Source organism: Pseudomonas sp. NPDC087814, assembly GCF_044742865.1.
In the GTDB taxonomy this organism is placed as follows: domain Bacteria; phylum Pseudomonadota; class Gammaproteobacteria; order Pseudomonadales; family Pseudomonadaceae; genus Aquipseudomonas.
Window position 1 is genome coordinate 157323 of the sequence record NZ_JBIUVK010000002.1, and the last position, 17073, is coordinate 174395.

Here is a 17073-nt window from a genome sequence, read left to right on the forward strand (position 1 = left end):
GGGTCAGTGATCCTGGGTTGTGGTTTCGACTGTCTTGAGAAAATCGAGCAGGGTGTTGTTGAAGCGTTCGGGTTGGTCCAGCGGCGTGGCATGGCGGGAATCCTCGATCACCACCAGCCGCGCATCGGGCAGCAGTTTTACATAGATTTCTTTCTGCGCCACGGGGGTGTAGTCGTGGTCGGCGCTGATGACCAGGGTTGGACAGGATATTTTCGAAAGTTGTTCCTGTACGCCCCAGCCAACAATCGCATCGAAGCTGGCGAGGTAAGCACGTTTGTCGTTTTTTGCCCAGCGTTCGGCCATCTTGCGCCGCAGTTCGGCCTGTTCGGGCTTGGGAAACAGCAGGCTGCCCAGGGCCTTGCCGATAGTGTTCAGGCTGAGGATGCGCGCCAGGCTCCAGCGCTTGGCCCACTGCCAATAGTCGCTGGCGCTGCGAACCTTGACCTGGGGCGCACTGTTGACGATGCACAGGCTCTTGAGCATTTGCGGCTCATCCACTGCCAGTTGAAAGGCGATCATGCCGCCCATGGACAGGCCGACCACGTGGGCCGGCGGCAAATGCAGGTGTTCGATCAAGGCCACCAGGTCGGCGGTGAAGCCGGCGATGCTGTAGCGCTCACGGGGTTTGTCGGAGCGGCCGTGACCGCGCACATCCACCACCACCAGGCGATAGTGATGGGACAGCACGGGCACTTGCAGTTCCCAGTCCAGGCAACTGGAGCCCAGGCCGTGGATCAGGATCAGCGGCGCGCCGTGGCCATATTCCTCGTAATGCAGGGTGCAACCTTCATGTTCGAAATAGGCCACGTGAACTCCTTGTTCAGGCTTGCTGCGGTGCGGCGAATGGCGCGTCCAGTGGTGCAGTGTCGAAGGTGCGCAGCAACTCGACGAGAATCTGCGTGGCCGGGCCCAGGGGTTTGTCCTTGTTCGAGTAAAGATAGAAGGTCGGGTTGCGGCTGCCACCCCGTTCCAGGGGCAGTAGCTTGAGCAGGCCTTCCTTGAGTTCGCGTTCGATCAGGTGTCGCGGCAGCCAGGCGAAGCCCAGGCCGCTGCTGACGAAGGTGGCGGCGGTGGGCAGGCTGCCGACGGTCCAGCGCTGCTCGGCGCCGAGCCAGCCGACGTCCCGTGGCTGCTGGCGGCCGGAGTCGCGGATCACCACCTGCATGTGGCTTTCCAGATCCTGGAAGCTCAGTTCGCGGTGCAATTGATGCAGCGGATGTTCGGGGTGGGCCACGGCGACAAATTCGACGTCGCTCATTTCCGTACCGAGGTAACCGGGAATGATGAACCCGCTGATGGCGAGGTCGGCCATGCCGTCCATCAACAGCTCTTCGACGCCGGACAACACCTCTTCGCGCAAACGCACCCGGCAGCCACGGCTTTGCGGCATAAAGGCAGTGAGGGCGCGCACCAGGCGGGCGTTGGGGTAAGCGGCATCGACCACCAACCGCACCTCGGCTTCCCAGCCTTGTTCCATATGGTGGGCCAGGTCTTCCAGTTGGCTGGCGTTTTTCACCAGTTGCCGGGAGCGGCGCAGCAGCACTTCACCGGCTTCGGTGAGCACGGCCTTGCGCCCGTCAATGCGCAGCAGCGGCACGCCGAGCTGATCCTGCATGCGGGCCACGGTGTAGCTCACCGAGGATTGCGAGCGGTGCAGCGCTTCGGCCGCCTGGGCGAAGCCGCCATGGTCGACCACGGCTTGCAAGGTGCGCCATTGATCAAGGGTAACGCGGGGCGCTTTCAAGATGAGCTCCTCTTGTCCTAAGCTGGCGGTCCTTATTGGAGACTGCCGAATGAGAAAATTCTGTTGTGTGCTGCTGGCGTTGCTGCCGTTGAGTGCGTTTGCATTCAGTACCGATGTGACGAAAGACATTCAGGGCGTGAAGATCGATTACAGCGCGTCAGACGTCGACAGCACTATCAGTTCGATCCAACTCACCAACTACGGCCCCAATGACGCGGAGTGCAAGGTACGCTTTACCAATGGTCCGGAAGCCCCGCGTACGCGCAAGGTCACGGTCGCGGCAGGGAAAACCACCAACACCACGGCCAATTTCAGCCGTGCCATCATCAAGATGCGTATCCAGCTGACCTGCGCACCGAAATAAGGCAAAAGCGGAGCTTGCGTACAGCAATACTCCGCTTATAAACAAATTTCTAGATGGGTTATAGCAGTTTTTTACGCTTTTTAATCGAACGGACCCTGTCTAACCTTCACTCCATCGCCTTACAGCATTCACCGATGGAGCTTACATAATCATGGCCCGTGTTCTGATCATCGAAAGCAGCGCCCGTCAGCAGGACTCAATCTCCCGCCAGCTGACCCAACAATTCATCAGCCAATGGAAAGTCGCCCATCCGGCTGATCAGATCACCGTACGAGACCTCGCCATCAACCCGGTTCCGCACCTGGATGCCAATCTGTTGGGCGGCTGGATGAAACCTGCCGAGCAGCGCAGCACGGTTGAACAGGCCTCCCTGGACCGCTCCAACGAACTGACCGATGAGTTGCTGGCCGCCGATGTGTTGGTGATGGCCGCGCCGATGTACAACTTCGCGATTCCCAGCACCCTCAAAGCCTGGCTCGACCATGTGCTGCGTGCCGGTGTGACCTTCAAATACACCGCCACCGGGCCCCAAGGCCTGTTGACCGACAAGCGTGCCTTTGTGCTGACCGCCCGCGGCGGCATTCACGCCGGTGGCAGCACCGACCACCAAGAACCGTACCTGCGTCAGGTCATGGGCTTTATCGGCATCCATGACGTTACGTTCATTCATGCCGAAGGGGTGAACCTGGGCGGTGATTTCCAGGAGAAGGGTTTGAACCAGGCCAAGGCGTTGTTGGCCCAAGTGGCGTGAGATGTTAATCGTCAGATAATCGCCCGCTGTTTAGATAGCTCCACGCAACCCTTCAAGTACGCGTATCGAACCTCCCTTTGCACTTTTTGCTCCTGAGTGCTCCCGCCCGACTGACGCTTTTAGCGAGGTCGGGTTTTTTTTGCCTTGAGTTTCGTAACGCGCGGAAAACCGCTAATGTCGCGCCCATTCAAAATGAGGCGAGCATGGGCTATCTACTTGTTGTGACGCTGATCCAGGCGTTTTCCTTCAGCTTGATCGGCGAATACCTGGCCGGTCACGTCGACAGTTATTTCGCGGTGCTGGTGCGTGTACTGTTGGCCGGGCTGGTGTTTATCCCGCTGACCCGCTGGCGCTCGGTGGAGCCGGCGTTCATGCGCGGCATGCTGTTGATCGGCGCACTGCAGTTCGGCGTGACCTACGTGTGCCTGTACCTGAGCTTTCGCGTACTGACGGTGCCGGAGGTGTTGCTGTTCACCATCCTGACACCGTTGCACGTGACCCTGATCGAAGACGCCCTGAACCGCCGCTTCAACCCGTGGGCGCTGGTGGCCGCACTGGTGGCGGTGGCGGGGGCAGCGGTGATTCGCTTCGACCAGATCACCCCGAACTTCTTCATGGGCTTCCTGCTGCTGCAACTGGCCAACTTCACCTACGCCGCCGGGCAGGTGCTTTATAAGCATCTGGTGGCCCGTCATCCGAGTGATCTGCCGCATTACCGGCGCTTTGGCTACTTCTACCTCGGCGCGTTGGCGGTGGCGTTGCCGGCGTTCCTGATGTTCGGCAAGGCCAACTACCTGCCGGAAGCGCCGTTGCAGTGGGGCGTTTTGGTGTTCCTCGGTCTGGTCAGCACGGCACTGGGTATGTACTGGTGGAACAAGGGCGCGTGCATGGTCAACGGTGGCACGTTGGCGGTGATGAACAACCTGCATGTGCCGGTGGGGTTGTTGCTGAACTTGCTGATCTGGAATCAGCATGAACCGTTGGGCAGGTTGCTGCTGGGCGGTTTGGTGATTCTCGGGGCGGTGTGGATCAGCCGGCTGGGCCTGCGGTCGTCGGCGCCAATTGCGTCAGCAAAAAATCAATGAATGCGCGGGTCTTTTGCGGCACGCGTCGCGCTGACGAATAAACCGCATTGATGGTGATTGCCGGCGCCTGCCATTCGCAGAGCACCGGCACCAGGCGCCCAGCGCTCAGGGCGTCTTCGACGATAAAGTCCGGCAACAGCGCGATGCCCATCCCGGCCTCTGCCGCCTGGGCCAGCAGGTCGCCGTTGTTGGCGTGCAGAGGGCCGGTAACGTTGACCCGCTGGGTTTCCTGGCCCTTGCTCAATTGCAGGCTGACGCCGCTTTGCAGATACCCATAATTGAGGCACTGGTGCTGGCGCAGGTCTTGCGGGGTCTGCGGTATGCCCGCGCGTGCCAGGTAGGCTGGCGCAGCCACCATGATCCGTGGCGCAGGTGCCAACTGGCGGGCGATCATCGTTGAGTCGGGCATGCTGGCGATGCGGATAGTCACGTCGAAACCACCGCGTACCGGGTCGACCTGTTGGTCGCTGAGCACCAGTTGCAGCTCGATATGCGGATGCTGTTCATGGAACAGCGGAATCAATCTTCCCAGGCGATGCAGTCCGAACGACATCGGCGCATTGACCCGCAACACGCCCCGTAACTCCCCGATGCCGTCTCTGGCTCGCTGTTCGGCCTCGTCCAGGGCGGCCAGTACTTCACGCGCCGCTTCAAAATACTCGGCCCCGGCCTCCGTCAAATGCAGGCTGCGGGTGGTGCGCTGAAGCAGTTGCACGCCTATGGCTTCTTCCAGCGCCTGAATCTGTTTGCTGACTTTTGAGCGCGGTACGTCCATGGCTCGCGCGGCGGCCGCGAAGCCGTTCTCGCCGACCGTGACGACAAACGCCCGCATGCATTCGATACGGTCCATGATTGTCCCTTTTTTAGAATCAATGATTCTCTATTTTAGGTAATTGTCTCGATTTTATCCATCCCATAAAGTTACTTCCAAGCCGCCAGCCAAGCTTCACAGCGGCGCTGAACGCACCCCTTACCGAATCGAAACCATTAAAAGGAAGTCACCATGTCTATTCGCGAATTGCTCAACCCAGCCAACTCCACCCTGATCCTGATCGACCACCAGCCGCAGATGGCCTTTGGCGTGCAGTCGATCGATCGCCAGACCCTGAAGAACAACACGGTGGCGCTGGCCAAGGCGGCGAAGATCTTCAACGTGCCGACCATCCTGACCTCGGTTGAGACCAAGAGCTTCAGCGGCTACATCTGGCCGGAACTGCTGGACGTGTTCCCGGACCAGCAGCCGATCGAGCGCACCTCGATGAACTCCTGGGAAGACAAGGCGCTGGTGGCCGCGGTGAAGGCCACCGGGCGCAAGAAGCTGATCATGGCGGCCCTGTGGACCGAGGTGTGCCTGAACTTCCCGGCCCTGGAAGCCCTGGCCGAAGGCTACGAGGTGTACATCGTCACCGACGCCTCCGGCGGCACCAGCAAAGAAGCGCATGACATGTCGGTGCAACGGATGATTCAGGCGGGCGCGGTACCGGTCACCTGGCAGCAAGTGCTGTTGGAATACCAGCGTGACTGGGCTCACAAGGAAACCTACGACGCGGTGATGGGCCTGGTACAGGAGCACAGCGGCGCTTACGGCATGGGCGTGGATTACGCCTACACCATGGTTCACGGCGCGCCGCAGCGTCAGGTCAAGTAAGGTCCAACGCAAAAAAAACGGCACAACTCGGGTTGTGCCGTTTTTTGTTGTTACATCACTGCCTTTTCCGCCGGGGGCAGGTGACTGGCCCCCAGCACCGCCGGCAACATCCCGGCCCGCAAGTCACCGCCGCTCGGCTGCTGGTACAGGCTCAAACCAAATTCCGGCAGCACCGCCAGCAGGTAGTCGAAGATATCGCCCTGGATCCGCTCGTAGTCGGCCCACGCGGTGGTGCGGGTGAAGCAGTAGATCTCCAGCGGAATGCCCTGGGCGGTGGTCTGCATCTGCCGCACCATGCAGGTCATGTTCGGCTGGATCTCCGGATGGCTTTTCAGATAGGCCAGGGCATACGCGCGGAAGGTGCCGATATTGGTCATGCGTCGGCGGTTGGCGGACATCGCCGCGACATTGCCCTGGGCTTCGTTCCAGGCCTTGAGCTCGGCCTTCTTGCGGCTCATGTAGTCGGTCAGCAGGTGTACCTGGGTGAGCTTCAGTTCTTCGTCGTCGCGGATGAAACGCACGCCGCTGGCGTCGATATACAGGCTGCGCTTGATCCGCCGGCCACCGGAGGCCTGCATGCCGCGCCAGTTCTTGAACGACTCGGACATCAGGCGCCAGGTGGGAATCGAGACGATGGTCTTGTCGAAGTTCTGCACTTTGACGGTGTGCAGGGTGATGTCGACCACGTCACCGTCGGCGCCGACCTGGGGCATTTCGATCCAGTCGCCGACCCGCAGCATGTCGTTGCTGGTCAGTTGCACACTGGCGACGAACGACAGCAGGGTGTCCTTGTAGACCAACAGAATCACCGCCGACATTGCACCCAGACCGGAAAGCAGCAGCAGTGGCGAGCGGTCGATCAACGTGGCGACGATGATGATTGCGCCAAACACGAACAGCACCATCTTCGCCAACTGCACATAGCCCTTGATCGAGCGGGTGCGGGCGTGTTCGGTGCGGGCATAGATGTCCAGCAGGGCGTTGAGCAGTGCACTGATCGCCAGCACCATGAACAGAATGGTGAACGCCAGGGCGACATTGCCGATGAACAGGGTGGCGGTCTTGCTCAGGTCCGGCACCAGGTACAGGCCGAACTGGATCACCAGTGACGGCGTCATCTGTGCCAGGCGATGGAAGACTTTGTTGTGCCGCAGGTCATTGAGCCAGTGCAGCGCGGGTTGCCGGCCCAGCAGCTTGACGGCGTGCAGGATGAGGTAGCGGGCCACTCGTCCGAGCAGCAATGCCACTACCAGCAACACCATCAGCGCGAGGCTGGAATGCAGCAGCGGGTGTTCGTCGAGGGTGCCCCAAAGGTCTTTGACGTTGAGCCAGAGCTGTTTGATATCCATGGGTAAACGCGATTCTTCTGTAAGACGTGACGGGCCGATTAGAGCATTTAAGTACGTCAAAGTTGTGGTTGTGGACAAATCCCCTGACAAAAAAGCGCCTGATTAACCCAGTTCGCGTAAAGAAACTCGGCCTCGGCGCCCGAAACCGTTACCCTATGCAGCTGTTTTTTTGTATTTCTTCGAGGTAGCACCCGTGTTTTCCCAATTCGCCCTGCACGAACGCCTGCTCAAAGCCGTGGCCGAGCTTAAATTTGTCGAGCCAACGCCTGTGCAAGCAGCGGCCATCCCGCTCGCGCTCGAAGGGCGTGACCTGCGGGTGACGGCTCAAACCGGGAGTGGCAAGACCGCCGCTTTCGTCCTGCCGATTCTTAACCGTCTGATCGGCCCGGCGAAAGTTCGTGTCAGCATCAAGACCCTGATCCTGCTGCCGACCCGCGAACTGGCCCAGCAGACCTTGAAGGAAGTGGAGCGCTTCTCGCAGTTCACTTTCATCAAGTCCGGCCTGATCACCGGCGGCGAAGACTTCAAGGTCCAGGCCGCCATGCTGCGCAAGGTGCCGGACATCCTGATCGGCACCCCGGGCCGGATGATCGAACAACTGAACGCCGGCAACCTGGACCTCAAGGAAGTTGAAGTCCTGGTGCTCGACGAAGCCGACCGCATGCTCGACATGGGCTTTGCCGACGACGTGCAGCGCCTGGTGCAAGAGTGCCTCAACCGCCAGCAGACCATGCTGTTCTCGGCCACCACCGGTGGTTCGACCCTGCGCGACATGGTCGCCAAGGTCCTGAACAACCCTGAGCACCTGCAGGTCAACAACGTCAGCGACCTGAACTCGACCACCCGTCAGCAGATCATCACTGCTGACCACAACGTGCACAAAGAGCAGATCCTCAACTGGTTGCTGGCCAACGAGACCTATCAGAAGGCTATCGTGTTCACCAACACCCGGGCCATGGCCGACCGCATCTACGGTCGCCTGGTGGCTCAGGAGTACAAGGCGTTCGTCCTGCACGGTGAGAAAGACCAGAAGGACCGCAAGCTGGCCATCGACCGCCTCAAGCAAGGCGGCGTGAAGATCCTGGTCGCCACCGACGTTGCCGCCCGCGGCCTGGACGTGGATGGCCTGGACATGGTGATCAACTTTGATATGCCCCGCAGCGGCGACGAATACGTACACCGTATCGGTCGTACCGGGCGTGCCGGCAACGATGGCCTGGCGATCTCGCTGATCTGCCATGGCGACTGGAACCTGATGTCGAGCATCGAGCGCTACTTGAAGCAGTCGTTCGAGCGCCGCACCATCAAGGAAGTCAAAGGCACCTACGGCGGGCCGAAGAAGGTCAAGGCATCGGGCAAGGCCGTTGGCGTGAAGAAGAAAAAGGTCGACGCCAAGGGCGACAAGAAGAAGGCCGGTGCCAAGTCGCCGACCAAGCGCAAGATTGCCAACCGTCCAAAGACCGACAACCTGTCGTTGGTCAGCAAGGACGGCATGGCGCCTCTGAAGCGCCGCAAGCCGGAAGCACCGGCTGCCGAGTAAGGCTTGAGCCATAAAAAAACCGGACAATGTCCGGTTTTTTTTCGCCTCAGTTTTTGGCCTTGGCCGCTGCTTCGTCCATTTCCTTGAGGCGCTGGTCGATCAGTTGGCACTTGTCGGGCAGGTCCGCGCTGGCGGTTTCCAACTTCATGTTCTGCAATTCTTCGTTGATCTCCTTGGCCTTCTCCGGGTTCTGTTGGGTGAGCTTGGTCACTTCCTTGGCCAGTTGTTCACGTTTGGCGGTGGCTTCTTCGAGCGTGCAGGCCCAGGCGGGCAGGGCGGCAAGCAGCGTGGTGGCGACGGCCATATTCAGCAGGGTTTTCATGATTCGGACCTCCATGGCGGTGATGAACGGTTGAGGGCCGTGAGCACTGAAAAGTTCAGCGAAATCGCGTCCGTACGCTAGGCTGAACGGACGACGGGTCCGGCATGTCACACCTTTGAAGGGCCTATTTCGTGTGCCTTCAGGAGGAATCAGGATGACGACTTACGATTGGGATTTGATCGAACGACTGCTGCATGAGGTACAGAACGGTGGCGCCAGCTTCGCCCCACGCAAATACGCCGAGGAAGAAGCGACTAAAAGGGCCGCCGCCGGAGAGCCCATCGGTAATCTCGATGAGTTTAAAAAGCTCGCGGCGGATTACGAGGCGTTGTTGTTCAAGCACGGCTTTATTGAGTCGCGGTCAGAGGAAGAGTGCGGCAATGGTGAGAACTTCAAATTGACCCAGCGCGGCTCACAGTTGCTGAGCCTGATCGACAGCTGTATCCCCGGTGATAATCACCCGCGTCAGGTGCTGGACGAGCAGGCGGATGCGCTGGATCCGGCGACGTTTGATGAACTGGCTTCCAAACCACAGATTGCCTGATGACTATGGGGTGCCAGCCTTCAGGCATTTAAGTGCCTTGAAGTCGCTGCGCACCTTGTCGATCTTTTGTGTCAGCTTCTGGCGTTGTTGCACGGTGCTTTCCGCCATCAGGTCGACGATCAGGCTGCGGGCAGCGGCTTCGGTCTGGGCGTAGGCCTGGCGATATTCCGGCGTCCACAGGCTTTCGCGGTTCACCAGCAGTTGCTCGATCTTCTGTGGGAAATCGCTGCTGTGGCGGTCTTTGACGGCTGCGATAAATAGTGTTTGCCAGTGGGCGCGGTTGCCAATCCATTGTTGGTTCTGCTCACCCAAGGCGATCGACCAGGCGGTGACGCGATTCTGCTGGCTGGCACTTAACGGCCCGAGCCACGCATCGAGGCGCTTGTTCATGCGCTCGGCGCGTTCCTTGATCTGCTGCTCGAGGGGCGGTTTCAGGTATTCGTCCTGACGCTTGCGCAGGTCCTTGGCGAACGCTTGCTCCATATCCTGTACTTGCTGGTCGTCCAGCCCCTGCAGTAGCTCGACGGCGGACGGCGTGATCGCCCGGGCGCTCTCGGCAATGGCTTGTTTGGCTTCGGCGGTACGGGTTTGCAGGGCGGCGTCGGTCACCTGGTTGGTGTCGACCATCTGTTGCAGGCGATCGAGCCAGTCCAGGTAGCCCGGCAACTGGGTGGTGCAATGCCAGGCCAGGTGTTCCTTGAGTGTGTCGTTGAACCAGCTCTTCTGCCCGGCGTTCATTTCCAGGTAGTCGCTGAGGGTCCAGGGGATGATCACATCCAGATTGCGATAGGCCAGGCCCACCCGATTGCAGCCGGCAAGCACCAGGCTGAGGGTCAGCAACATCACCAGAAATTTTAACCGACGCAGCATGAGCGAGTCCTTGCGCAGACGAGAGTATTGCATCTGAACCCGTCAGGGCAGCGACAGTTCAGCCCATCAATAAAACGCCCGCTCGGCCTTCAGGGTCAACAGCCCGTCGCATTGCGAGTTGTGTCCGGAGTAGGCCGAGCAATCGCCGCCGCTGAGGCTGGAGTCGCTGTAGATCAGGTTCAGGTCGACGCCCATCCATGGCCTGGAAAATTGTACCGACCAGTCGCTGAAGCTGCGGATCGAGCTGCCATCGGCCACCGAGACCGGGGTGCCGAGCTGGTGGGTGGTGTATTTCATGCTGACGCCGATGCCGAACGGCTTGGTGCCGCCGAGGTCGGCGAACAGGGTGCTGTCCTGCCGGTCCGGGTCGTTGCTGAAGGAGGCGCCGAAGCGATTGCCCAGCAAGGTCAGGCCGCCGTAGAACTCCTGGCTGTCGAGGGGGCTCAGCTTGGGATAGCTGTAGTGAATCATCCCCAGTTCATAACCCAGGGTCTGGTCGAAGGGGCGTTTGAAACCCAGGTAGGAGTCGACTTCCAGGTTGCTGGTCGGGGAAATGCCCATGCTCGGTGAGAATTGGCCGAGGTACAGGCCGCTGCCGTGGCTCAGGTCCAGGCCGCCATGGAACGAGTCGCTCCCGGGTGCCGTGGGCTTTACCAGGCCTTGAGCCATGCTTCGGCTGGGTGTCGTGCCCAATTTCAGGTCGAAATCACCCAGTTCACGCTGGAAAACCTGCGCTTCGGCGAGGGGGCTGGCCAACAGGGCACCGGCCAGGAATATGCAGGATTTGAGCATGCTTCACTCCATGAAAAGCGAGGAGCAGTAACGGGAAATATCAGGCAAATGCCCGATCTAGACGTGTGCAAGCATACCGGCGATGGTTCGCAGATGAGGCCCGTTCGTCGATTGGCGTAATAAAGGGGTGTATCAGGGGGTAGTGCGGGCTCTAGTCCTAGCGCCTTGAAAGGCAAAGCGCATAGGGACCAGGTGTAATGCGCGAGTCTTACTTTTTACCCAGGGTGATCTGCTTGGACGGGCCGAAAGTCTGGCCGCTTACGCCTTTGGCAATCTGCTGGATTTCGCCGCCCTGCTTGAGGAATGCAGCAATTTGGCTGTTGATCGATTCGCTGGTTTCAACGGCGGGAGCTGGCTTTGCTTTGCTGTTGGATGCTTTTACGCGCATGGCGGCCACTAACCTGTAGAAAATTAACTTGGCCATGCATCGTACATGAAATGCTTGACAATTGCTTGGCAAATATCCCCCTGAAATATACGCAGGGTTTATGAATCGCCTGGATTATTAAGTGAAATACTCACCTAACTTGCTGTTTTAACTCGAATCCCTCGAGGAAATCCGGCCGTGAGTACTGGCCGGATTCAGCCCGATGACCTGACGAGCGGGGCGCTTCTCGGCAAACCCATGATTTTTCAGGCCTGTACGCCGGTACGCGGGACCGCCGTCGTCAACTCGGGTAGAATGCCGCCCACGCAATGAGGGTATTTGAGATGGCTTTAGTCGGGCGCTACAACAGCTTGCAAGTGGTTAAACACACTAACTTTGGTTTGTACCTGGATGGTGATCAAGAGGGCGAAATCCTCTTGCCCAACCGATATATCCCCAAAGATATTCCCAGTGAAGATGAAGACTGGCTCAACGTTTTCATTTATCTGGACAGCGATGACAAACTTATCGCGACCACCGAAAAACCAAAAGTACAGGTGGGTGAATTTGCCAGTCTGAAAGTGGTTGAAGTCAACAGTATCGGTGTATTCCTCGATTGGGGCCTGCCCAAGGATCTGCTGCTGCCTTACTCCGAAGAAAAGCGCCAGCTGACCGCCGGTGAGTATTGCGTGGTACACGTCTACCTCGACAAACACACCAAGCGCATCACCGCCACCGCACGCCTTGACCGCTACCTGGACAAGACCCCGGCCACCTACAAGGTCGGCCAGGAAGTTGACTTGCTGGTAGCCGAGGCCACCGACATGGGCTTCAAGGCCATTATCAACAACAAGCACTGGGGCCTGATCCACAAGAACGAAGTGTTCAAGTTCCTGCGCCCGGGCAAGGAAGAGAAAGGCTTCATCAAGGAAATCCGCGCCGACGGCAATATCAGCCTGAGCCTGCAGCCTGTGGGTGAAGAAGCGGCCTCCAGCCTGAACTCCAAGATCCTCGCCAAGTTGCGCGACAACAACGGCACCTTGCCGGTCAGCGATAAAAGCGACCCGGCACTGATCAGCAGTTTGTTCGGTGTCAGCAAAGGCAACTTCAAGAAGGCCATCGGCGCCCTCTACAAGCAGGGTCAGATTGTGATCCACGCGGATCGCATTGAACTAAGCTGATCGCGGTTTGCTCTTCTGTAGGAGCACGCTTGCTCCTGCAGAAGGCCGCCTCAATGTCCAGAAAAACGCTTTTCGCCTACCTCGGTACGTTGCTTGCCTTTCTGATGCTTGACGGCCTGTGGCTCGGTGTCCTCATGGGCCCGACCTACAAAGCGCTGCTCGGCCCGTTGATGCTTGATCAGCCGCGCCTGTTCCCAGCCGTGGCGTTCTATCTCCTCTATGTATTCGGTTGTGTGGTGCTTGTCGTCCTGCCTGCGTTGGCGAGCGGCGGCTGGCAGCGTGCCGCGCGGCTTGGTGCACTCCTGGGATTGGTAGCCTACGGCACCTATGACCTGAGCAATTGGGCAACCCTGCAGGGCTGGTCCGCCGGTTTGGCCTTCATGGACATCGCCTGGGGCACCTTCCTGACTGCCGTTTGCTGCACCGTGGGCTATCAATGTGCGCGCAGGGTGCACAATTGATTGTGTACAGGATTGCCCTGCACCATCCCTGAGCGAATCACCACCGTTCAATCGTCTCTACGCCGCCTGAAGAGCCAAGCTCCACGGGGGATTGTGCCGAGTTTTATTGCATTGGCACGCATTCTGCTCAACAACTCGTATACAAACCATGTCGCCTCCCGTACGCACTCCCGTCGCGGGTGGCAGGCCGGTATTTACGAGGAGCCCTGCGATGACCGAACAATTGCCCAAAGGCTACAGCCCGCGCCTGTACAACCAGGACCTGGGACCGCTGCCGCAAAAATGGAACTGGTACAACATCTTCGCCTTCTGGATGAGCGACGTGCACAGCGTCGGCGGCTACGTATTCGCCGCCAGCCTGTTCGCCCTGGGGCTGGCCAGTTGGCAGGTATTGATCGCCTTGCTCGCCGGGATTTGCATTGTGCAATTGATCGCCAACCTGGTGGCCAAGCCGAGCCAGCAGGCGGCAGTGCCGTACCCGGTAATCTGCCGGTTGGCCTTTGGGGTATTCGGGGCGAATATCCCGGCGGTGATTCGTGGGTTGATCGCAGTGGCCTGGTACGGGATCCAGACCTACCTGGCGTCCAGTGCATTGATCATCGTGGTGCTGCGCTTTTTCCCACAGATGGCGGTATACGCAGAACCGCACTTTGCCGGCCTGTCGTACCTGGGCTGGTTCGGTTTCCTCAGCCTGTGGACGCTCCAGGCGCTGGTGTTCTGGGCGGGCATGGAGTCCATCCGTCGTTTCATCGACTGGGCGGGGCCTGTGGTCTATGCGGTGATGTTTGCCCTGGCAGGCTGGATCGTCTGGAAGGCTGGCTGGGCCAATATCAGCTTCACCCTGGCGGAAAAATCCCTCTCAGGCTGGCAGGCGTTTGGCCAAATCATCGTGGCAACCGCGTTGGTGGTGTCGTACTTTTCCGGGCCGACCTTGAACTTCGGTGATTTCAGCCGCTACTGCCGCACGATGAAAGACGTGCGTCGCGGAAATTTCTGGGGCCTGCCGGTGAATTTCCTGGCGTTCTCCCTGGTCACCGTGGTGATCGTCTCGGGCACCTTGCCGGTGTTCGGCGAAATGCTCCACGACCCGATTGCCACCGTTTCGCGCATCGACAATGACATGGCTGTGTTGCTGGGGGCGTTCGCCTTTGTCACTGCGACTATCGGCATCAACATCGTCGCCAACTTCGTCTCGCCGGCCTTTGACTTCGCCAACGTGGCACCGAGCAAAATCAGCTGGCGTGCCGGTGGAATGATTGCGGCGGTGGCCTCGATCTTCATCACCCCATGGAACCTGTTCAACAACCCGCTGATGATCCACTACACCCTCGATATCCTCGCCGCGTTTATCGGGCCGTTGTTCGGGATTCTGCTGGTGGATTTCTACCTGATCAAAAAACAGAAGATCGACGTGGATGCGCTGTTCGATGACAGCCCGAGCGGGCGCTACTACTTTGACGGCGGCGTGAACTGGACGGCGGTCAAGGCGCTGGTGCCAGCGACGCTGGTGGGCGTCGCGATTACCTTCACCCCGGTGCTGCAGGGCATGGCCAATTTCGCCTGGTTTACCGGCTGCTTCCTGGGTGGGCTGTTTTTCCTGGTGTTGGCGCGGCGTGAACAGGTTCGCGCGCCTGTGTCGATGGTTGCCGGCTGACCAGCACCGATCCGGCCACCAACAAACCGGCGCCTGCTACCACCAGCGCCGGTTGCAGGCCACCGCTGAGGTGGCTGCTCACCGACGCCAGCAACGGACCGCTCAATTGGCCGATCGCAAAGCTGGCGGTCAGCAACCCGGTGCTGCGCTGGTAGCCGTGGGGGGCGACCTCACGCAAGCGCGCCATCACCAGTTGCATGCACGCCAGGAATGGCCCACCGCACAGCAACACCCCCAGCGCCAGCCCCCAACCGTTGCCCAGCAGGCAGGCAAACACGCCTGCCGCTTGCAGCCAAAGGGTGGTCATCAGCCAGCGACGGGTAGTGTCCGGGTCCTTGCGGCGCAAACTGGCCGCCACCACGCCAATCGCGGCAGCCAGGCCAAAGCAGGGCCAGAACAGGTCTGCTTGCCATGCTCCCTTGAATTGCGCGCTGGCCATCTGTGACAGGAATGTCGCCGGGATGATGTAGCCAAGGCCATACAACACGTAGATCCAGCACAGATGTGTGATGCTGCCGTTGCTGGCCACGGCGGTGTGGCTGGCAACGGGCGAGTCGGCAGCGGAAGGCTTGGGCAGGAACGGCAGGATTGCCAGCAGCATGACCAGGGCGACCACCCCATACACCAGCCACAAGGTTGCAGAGTCTTGCCCCAACAGGTTGGAGCCCAGCGCCAGCAACCCGGTCAAGAGAATTCCCAGCCCCGGCCCGGCAAATACCAGCGCACCCAGGCGTGGGCGCCCGGCCGCAATGGCCAGCGGCTGGCTCAGGCTGGTAATCATCACCAGCGCCCAGGCACTGGCTACACCGGTACCAAAGCGCAACAACAGATGCGGCCAGAACCCGTGGGCCCAGTACGACGCCAGGGTCAGCAGCACACACAGCCACAGCCCGCCGTACAAACGCCCGCGTACATGGTGATGGCTGCGGGCAAAGATCGAATCCACCGCGCCGACGAAGTAACCCAGGTAGTTGGCGGCCGCAATCAGGCCGGCGCCGGTCAGGTCGATCTGCCCTTCACTGAGCAAATGCGGCATTTGCGGGGTGAGTGCGAATCGACCTATGCCCATGGCCATCATCAGGGCGATAAAGCTGGCGAGTAAGCGGATCAGCGGTGACATGGTGGTTTTTCCTGGGAGCAGCGAGTGACCATCAGGCTAAAGCGGATTGACTTTCTTTAAAAATGAATAATAGTGAGTAACTTGTTCAGTTTTGGAGAATGATGATGGAGTTCAGTCAATTGCGGATTTTCCAGGCCGTGGCCGAGGAAGGCTCCATCACCCGTGCCGCTGAGCGCTTGCACCGGGTGCCGTCCAACCTGTCGACCCGGCTTAAACAGATGGAAGAACAGCTGGGCGTCGAACTGTTCGTGCGCGAGCGCCAGCGCTTGCAGCTTTCTCCTGCAGGCAAAGTGCTGCTGGACTACAGTGCGCGCCTGCTGGCCTTGCATGACGAAGCCCATGGCGCGGTGCAAGGCGGGCAACCGGCTGGAGACTTTGTGCTCGGCAGCATGTACAGCACGGCGGCGATTCATTTGCCCAAGCTGCTGGCGCGTTACCACAAGGCGTATCCGATGGTGAACCTGCAGGTGCAGTCAGCGCCCAGCGGTGAACTGCTGGAAGGCTTGATCACCGGGCGCCTGGACGCCGCATTGGTGGATGGGCCGTTGACCCTGGCCACCCTAGACGGCGTGCCGCTGTGCGAAGAGCGCCTGCTGCTGATCTGCGAGGCGGATCATCCGCCGGTGCGTGGGCCGCAGGATGTTGCCGGCCGTTCGGTGTTCACTTTCCGACGCAGTTGTTCTTATCGGGCGCGCCTGGAAGCCTGGTTTTCCCACGATCGCGTGGCCATGGGCCGGGCCATCGAGATCGAGTCCTACCAGGGCATGCTGGCCTGTGTAATCGCCGGTTCCGGCGTGGCGTTGATGTCGGAATCGATGCTCGACAGCCTGCCGGGCAAGGACAGCGTGTCCATTCATCCGCTGGCCGAGCCTTTTGCCAGCGCCACCACCTGGTTGATGTGGCGCAAGGGCATGCTCGGCGCTAACCTCAATGCGTGGATTGACCTGCAGCAGGAGGGCAAGGTGCTACCGGAAACCGAAACCCGAGCGATTGCTTGAACGATCCGTCAGGATTTTGATCAATTCAGTAATAGTTCGTTGTGGTTTCGTTCAAGCAATACGTAAGACTTAAGACTACTATCTGTAGGAAGCGGCCACAGAATTCCAGCCGCTCGGCATTACCCCAAGGGGGCACCATGAAAGAGAAACTGCAAAACTGGCTGCACGACCTCGGCGTCGCACTCGGCTTGATCGAGCCACCGTTGCAACCGGTGCCAATCCGCACCGATGACGAGCAGCGTCGCCCGCGTCGCAGGTAAGTCCTGGAAAGCGCTCAAGCATG

The 17073-nt window shown here is 59.7% G+C and carries 20 protein-coding genes; 11 read left to right on the plus strand and 9 right to left on the minus strand.

Annotated features, from left to right (window positions below):
- Positions 1-3: 3 nt before the first annotated feature.
- Both ACIOMR_RS02780 and ACIOMR_RS02785 read right to left on the minus strand, forming a co-directional pair.
- Entirely contained in the window at positions 4-807 is an 804-nt protein-coding gene (locus ACIOMR_RS02780; RefSeq protein WP_401192068.1) for an alpha/beta fold hydrolase, read from the minus strand.
- Between the two features lie 13 nt (positions 808-820).
- Entirely contained in the window at positions 821-1744 is a 924-nt protein-coding gene (locus tag ACIOMR_RS02785) for a LysR family transcriptional regulator (RefSeq protein ID WP_003210710.1), read from the minus strand.
- 49 nt (positions 1745-1793) lie between these two features.
- Here ACIOMR_RS02785 and ACIOMR_RS02790 point away from each other — a divergent pair, with 49 nt between their 5' ends.
- From ACIOMR_RS02790 to ACIOMR_RS02800, 3 genes are all read left to right on the plus strand, one after another.
- Positions 1794-2108 (plus strand): 3-phosphoglycerate kinase, encoded by a 315-nt coding sequence (locus tag ACIOMR_RS02790; protein ID WP_177035903.1) that lies wholly within the window; start codon positions 1794-1796, stop codon positions 2106-2108.
- A gap of 151 nt (positions 2109-2259) precedes the next feature.
- Positions 2260-2859: an FMN-dependent NADH-azoreductase gene (locus tag ACIOMR_RS02795; RefSeq protein WP_003210712.1), complete on the plus strand. Its 600-nt coding sequence runs from the start codon at positions 2260-2262 to the stop codon at positions 2857-2859.
- A gap of 203 nt (positions 2860-3062) precedes the next feature.
- On the plus strand, positions 3063-3944 hold the full coding sequence (locus ACIOMR_RS02800) for a carboxylate/amino acid/amine transporter (RefSeq protein WP_102368336.1): 882 nt from the start codon (positions 3063-3065) through the stop codon (positions 3942-3944).
- Here ACIOMR_RS02800 and ACIOMR_RS02805 read toward each other — a convergent pair.
- A complete protein-coding gene (locus ACIOMR_RS02805) occupies positions 3889-4794 on the minus strand; it encodes a LysR family transcriptional regulator (RefSeq protein ID WP_032899700.1) in 906 nt (301 codons plus the stop codon). The two genes, ACIOMR_RS02800 and ACIOMR_RS02805, sit on opposite strands and share 56 nt — an antisense overlap.
- A gap of 153 nt (positions 4795-4947) precedes the next feature.
- Between ACIOMR_RS02805 and ACIOMR_RS02810 the strand changes: the two genes are divergently transcribed.
- The gene (locus tag ACIOMR_RS02810) at positions 4948-5592 is read left to right on the plus strand and encodes a hydrolase (protein ID WP_008437999.1); all 645 of its coding nucleotides are present in this window, start codon (positions 4948-4950) and stop codon (positions 5590-5592) included.
- Between the two features lie 50 nt (positions 5593-5642).
- Here the strand turns inward: ACIOMR_RS02810 and ACIOMR_RS02815 are convergent, their stop codons facing one another.
- The gene (locus tag ACIOMR_RS02815; RefSeq protein WP_003210716.1) at positions 5643-6941 is read right to left on the minus strand and encodes a mechanosensitive ion channel family protein; all 1299 of its coding nucleotides are present in this window, start codon (positions 6939-6941) and stop codon (positions 5643-5645) included.
- Between the two features lie 193 nt (positions 6942-7134).
- Here ACIOMR_RS02815 and ACIOMR_RS02820 point away from each other — a divergent pair, with 193 nt between their 5' ends.
- The gene (locus ACIOMR_RS02820; protein ID WP_401192073.1) at positions 7135-8481 is read left to right on the plus strand and encodes a DEAD/DEAH box helicase; all 1347 of its coding nucleotides are present in this window, start codon (positions 7135-7137) and stop codon (positions 8479-8481) included.
- Between the two features lie 46 nt (positions 8482-8527).
- On the opposite strand, the gene ACIOMR_RS02825 is transcribed toward ACIOMR_RS02820, so the two are convergent.
- Entirely contained in the window at positions 8528-8803 is a 276-nt protein-coding gene (locus ACIOMR_RS02825) for a hypothetical protein (protein ID WP_401192076.1), read from the minus strand.
- A 154-nt stretch (positions 8804-8957) separates the two neighbouring features.
- Between ACIOMR_RS02825 and ACIOMR_RS02830 the strand changes: the two genes are divergently transcribed.
- Positions 8958-9347, plus strand: coding sequence for a hypothetical protein (locus ACIOMR_RS02830; RefSeq protein ID WP_003210719.1), 390 nt, complete (start codon positions 8958-8960; stop codon positions 9345-9347).
- A 3-nt stretch (positions 9348-9350) separates the two neighbouring features.
- On the opposite strand, the gene ACIOMR_RS02835 is transcribed toward ACIOMR_RS02830, so the two are convergent.
- The 3 genes from ACIOMR_RS02835 to ACIOMR_RS02845 form a co-directional block, all read right to left on the minus strand.
- Complete coding sequence (locus ACIOMR_RS02835) at positions 9351-10217, minus strand: DUF6279 family lipoprotein (protein ID WP_003210720.1); 867 nt, start codon at positions 10215-10217, stop codon at positions 9351-9353.
- Positions 10218-10283: 66 nt separating this feature from the next.
- The gene (locus ACIOMR_RS02840) at positions 10284-11009 is read right to left on the minus strand and encodes a TorF family putative porin (RefSeq protein ID WP_003210721.1); all 726 of its coding nucleotides are present in this window, start codon (positions 11007-11009) and stop codon (positions 10284-10286) included.
- Positions 11010-11217: 208 nt separating this feature from the next.
- A complete protein-coding gene (locus tag ACIOMR_RS02845; protein ID WP_003210722.1) occupies positions 11218-11397 on the minus strand; it encodes a hypothetical protein in 180 nt (59 codons plus the stop codon).
- A 323-nt stretch (positions 11398-11720) separates the two neighbouring features.
- Here ACIOMR_RS02845 and ACIOMR_RS02850 point away from each other — a divergent pair, with 323 nt between their 5' ends.
- The 3 genes from ACIOMR_RS02850 (at position 11721) to ACIOMR_RS02860 (ending at position 14672) form a co-directional block, all read left to right on the plus strand.
- Positions 11721-12557, plus strand: a complete 837-nt coding sequence (locus ACIOMR_RS02850; RefSeq protein ID WP_008438162.1) for a S1 RNA-binding domain-containing protein — start codon at positions 11721-11723, stop codon at positions 12555-12557.
- A gap of 53 nt (positions 12558-12610) precedes the next feature.
- A complete protein-coding gene (locus ACIOMR_RS02855) occupies positions 12611-13018 on the plus strand; it encodes a DUF2177 family protein (protein ID WP_008438163.1) in 408 nt (135 codons plus the stop codon).
- Positions 13019-13229: 211 nt separating this feature from the next.
- A complete protein-coding gene (locus ACIOMR_RS02860) occupies positions 13230-14672 on the plus strand; it encodes an NCS1 family nucleobase:cation symporter-1 (protein WP_087694816.1) in 1443 nt (480 codons plus the stop codon).
- Here the strand turns inward: ACIOMR_RS02860 and ACIOMR_RS02865 are convergent.
- Positions 14584-15792, minus strand: coding sequence for an MFS transporter (locus ACIOMR_RS02865; protein WP_401192080.1), 1209 nt, complete (start codon positions 15790-15792; stop codon positions 14584-14586). The two genes, ACIOMR_RS02860 and ACIOMR_RS02865, sit on opposite strands and share 89 nt — an antisense overlap.
- Positions 15793-15896: 104 nt before the next feature.
- Here ACIOMR_RS02865 and ACIOMR_RS02870 point away from each other — a divergent pair, with 104 nt between their 5' ends.
- Entirely contained in the window at positions 15897-16790 is an 894-nt protein-coding gene (locus ACIOMR_RS02870) for a putrescine utilization regulator PtrR (protein WP_003210727.1), read from the plus strand.
- A gap of 137 nt (positions 16791-16927) precedes the next feature.
- Complete coding sequence (locus ACIOMR_RS02875; protein ID WP_003210728.1) at positions 16928-17050, plus strand: PA1414 family protein; 123 nt, start codon at positions 16928-16930, stop codon at positions 17048-17050.
- Positions 17051-17073: the final 23 nt, after the last annotated feature.

Excerpts from the sequence above, each read along its gene's own strand:
- ACIOMR_RS02810 (WP_008437999.1), top strand. The coding sequence starts at position 4,948 with ATGTCTATTCGCGAATTGCTCAACCCAGCCAACTCCACCCTGATCCTG.
- ACIOMR_RS02860 (WP_087694816.1), top strand. The coding sequence starts at position 13,230 with ATGACCGAACAATTGCCCAAAGGCTACAGCCCGCGCCTGTACAACCAG.
- ACIOMR_RS02845 (WP_003210722.1), bottom strand. The coding sequence starts at position 11,397 with ATGCGCGTAAAAGCATCCAACAGCAAAGCAAAGCCAGCTCCCGCCGTT.
- ACIOMR_RS02835 (WP_003210720.1), bottom strand. The coding sequence starts at position 10,217 with ATGCTGCGTCGGTTAAAATTTCTGGTGATGTTGCTGACCCTCAGCCTG.
- ACIOMR_RS02870 (WP_003210727.1), top strand. The coding sequence starts at position 15,897 with ATGGAGTTCAGTCAATTGCGGATTTTCCAGGCCGTGGCCGAGGAAGGC.
- ACIOMR_RS02825 (WP_401192076.1), bottom strand. The coding sequence starts at position 8,803 with ATGAAAACCCTGCTGAATATGGCCGTCGCCACCACGCTGCTTGCCGCC.
- ACIOMR_RS02855 (WP_008438163.1), top strand. The coding sequence starts at position 12,611 with ATGTCCAGAAAAACGCTTTTCGCCTACCTCGGTACGTTGCTTGCCTTT.
- ACIOMR_RS02800 (WP_102368336.1), top strand. The coding sequence starts at position 3,063 with ATGGGCTATCTACTTGTTGTGACGCTGATCCAGGCGTTTTCCTTCAGC.
- ACIOMR_RS02790 (WP_177035903.1), top strand. The coding sequence starts at position 1,794 with ATGAGAAAATTCTGTTGTGTGCTGCTGGCGTTGCTGCCGTTGAGTGCG.
- ACIOMR_RS02875 (WP_003210728.1), top strand. The coding sequence starts at position 16,928 with ATGAAAGAGAAACTGCAAAACTGGCTGCACGACCTCGGCGTCGCACTC.
- ACIOMR_RS02805 (WP_032899700.1), bottom strand. The coding sequence starts at position 4,794 with ATGGACCGTATCGAATGCATGCGGGCGTTTGTCGTCACGGTCGGCGAG.
- ACIOMR_RS02795 (WP_003210712.1), top strand. The coding sequence starts at position 2,260 with ATGGCCCGTGTTCTGATCATCGAAAGCAGCGCCCGTCAGCAGGACTCA.
- ACIOMR_RS02850 (WP_008438162.1), top strand. The coding sequence starts at position 11,721 with ATGGCTTTAGTCGGGCGCTACAACAGCTTGCAAGTGGTTAAACACACT.
- ACIOMR_RS02840 (WP_003210721.1), bottom strand. The coding sequence starts at position 11,009 with ATGCTCAAATCCTGCATATTCCTGGCCGGTGCCCTGTTGGCCAGCCCC.
- ACIOMR_RS02865 (WP_401192080.1), bottom strand. The coding sequence starts at position 15,792 with ATGTCACCGCTGATCCGCTTACTCGCCAGCTTTATCGCCCTGATGATG.
- ACIOMR_RS02815 (WP_003210716.1), bottom strand. The coding sequence starts at position 6,941 with ATGGATATCAAACAGCTCTGGCTCAACGTCAAAGACCTTTGGGGCACC.
- ACIOMR_RS02830 (WP_003210719.1), top strand. The coding sequence starts at position 8,958 with ATGACGACTTACGATTGGGATTTGATCGAACGACTGCTGCATGAGGTA.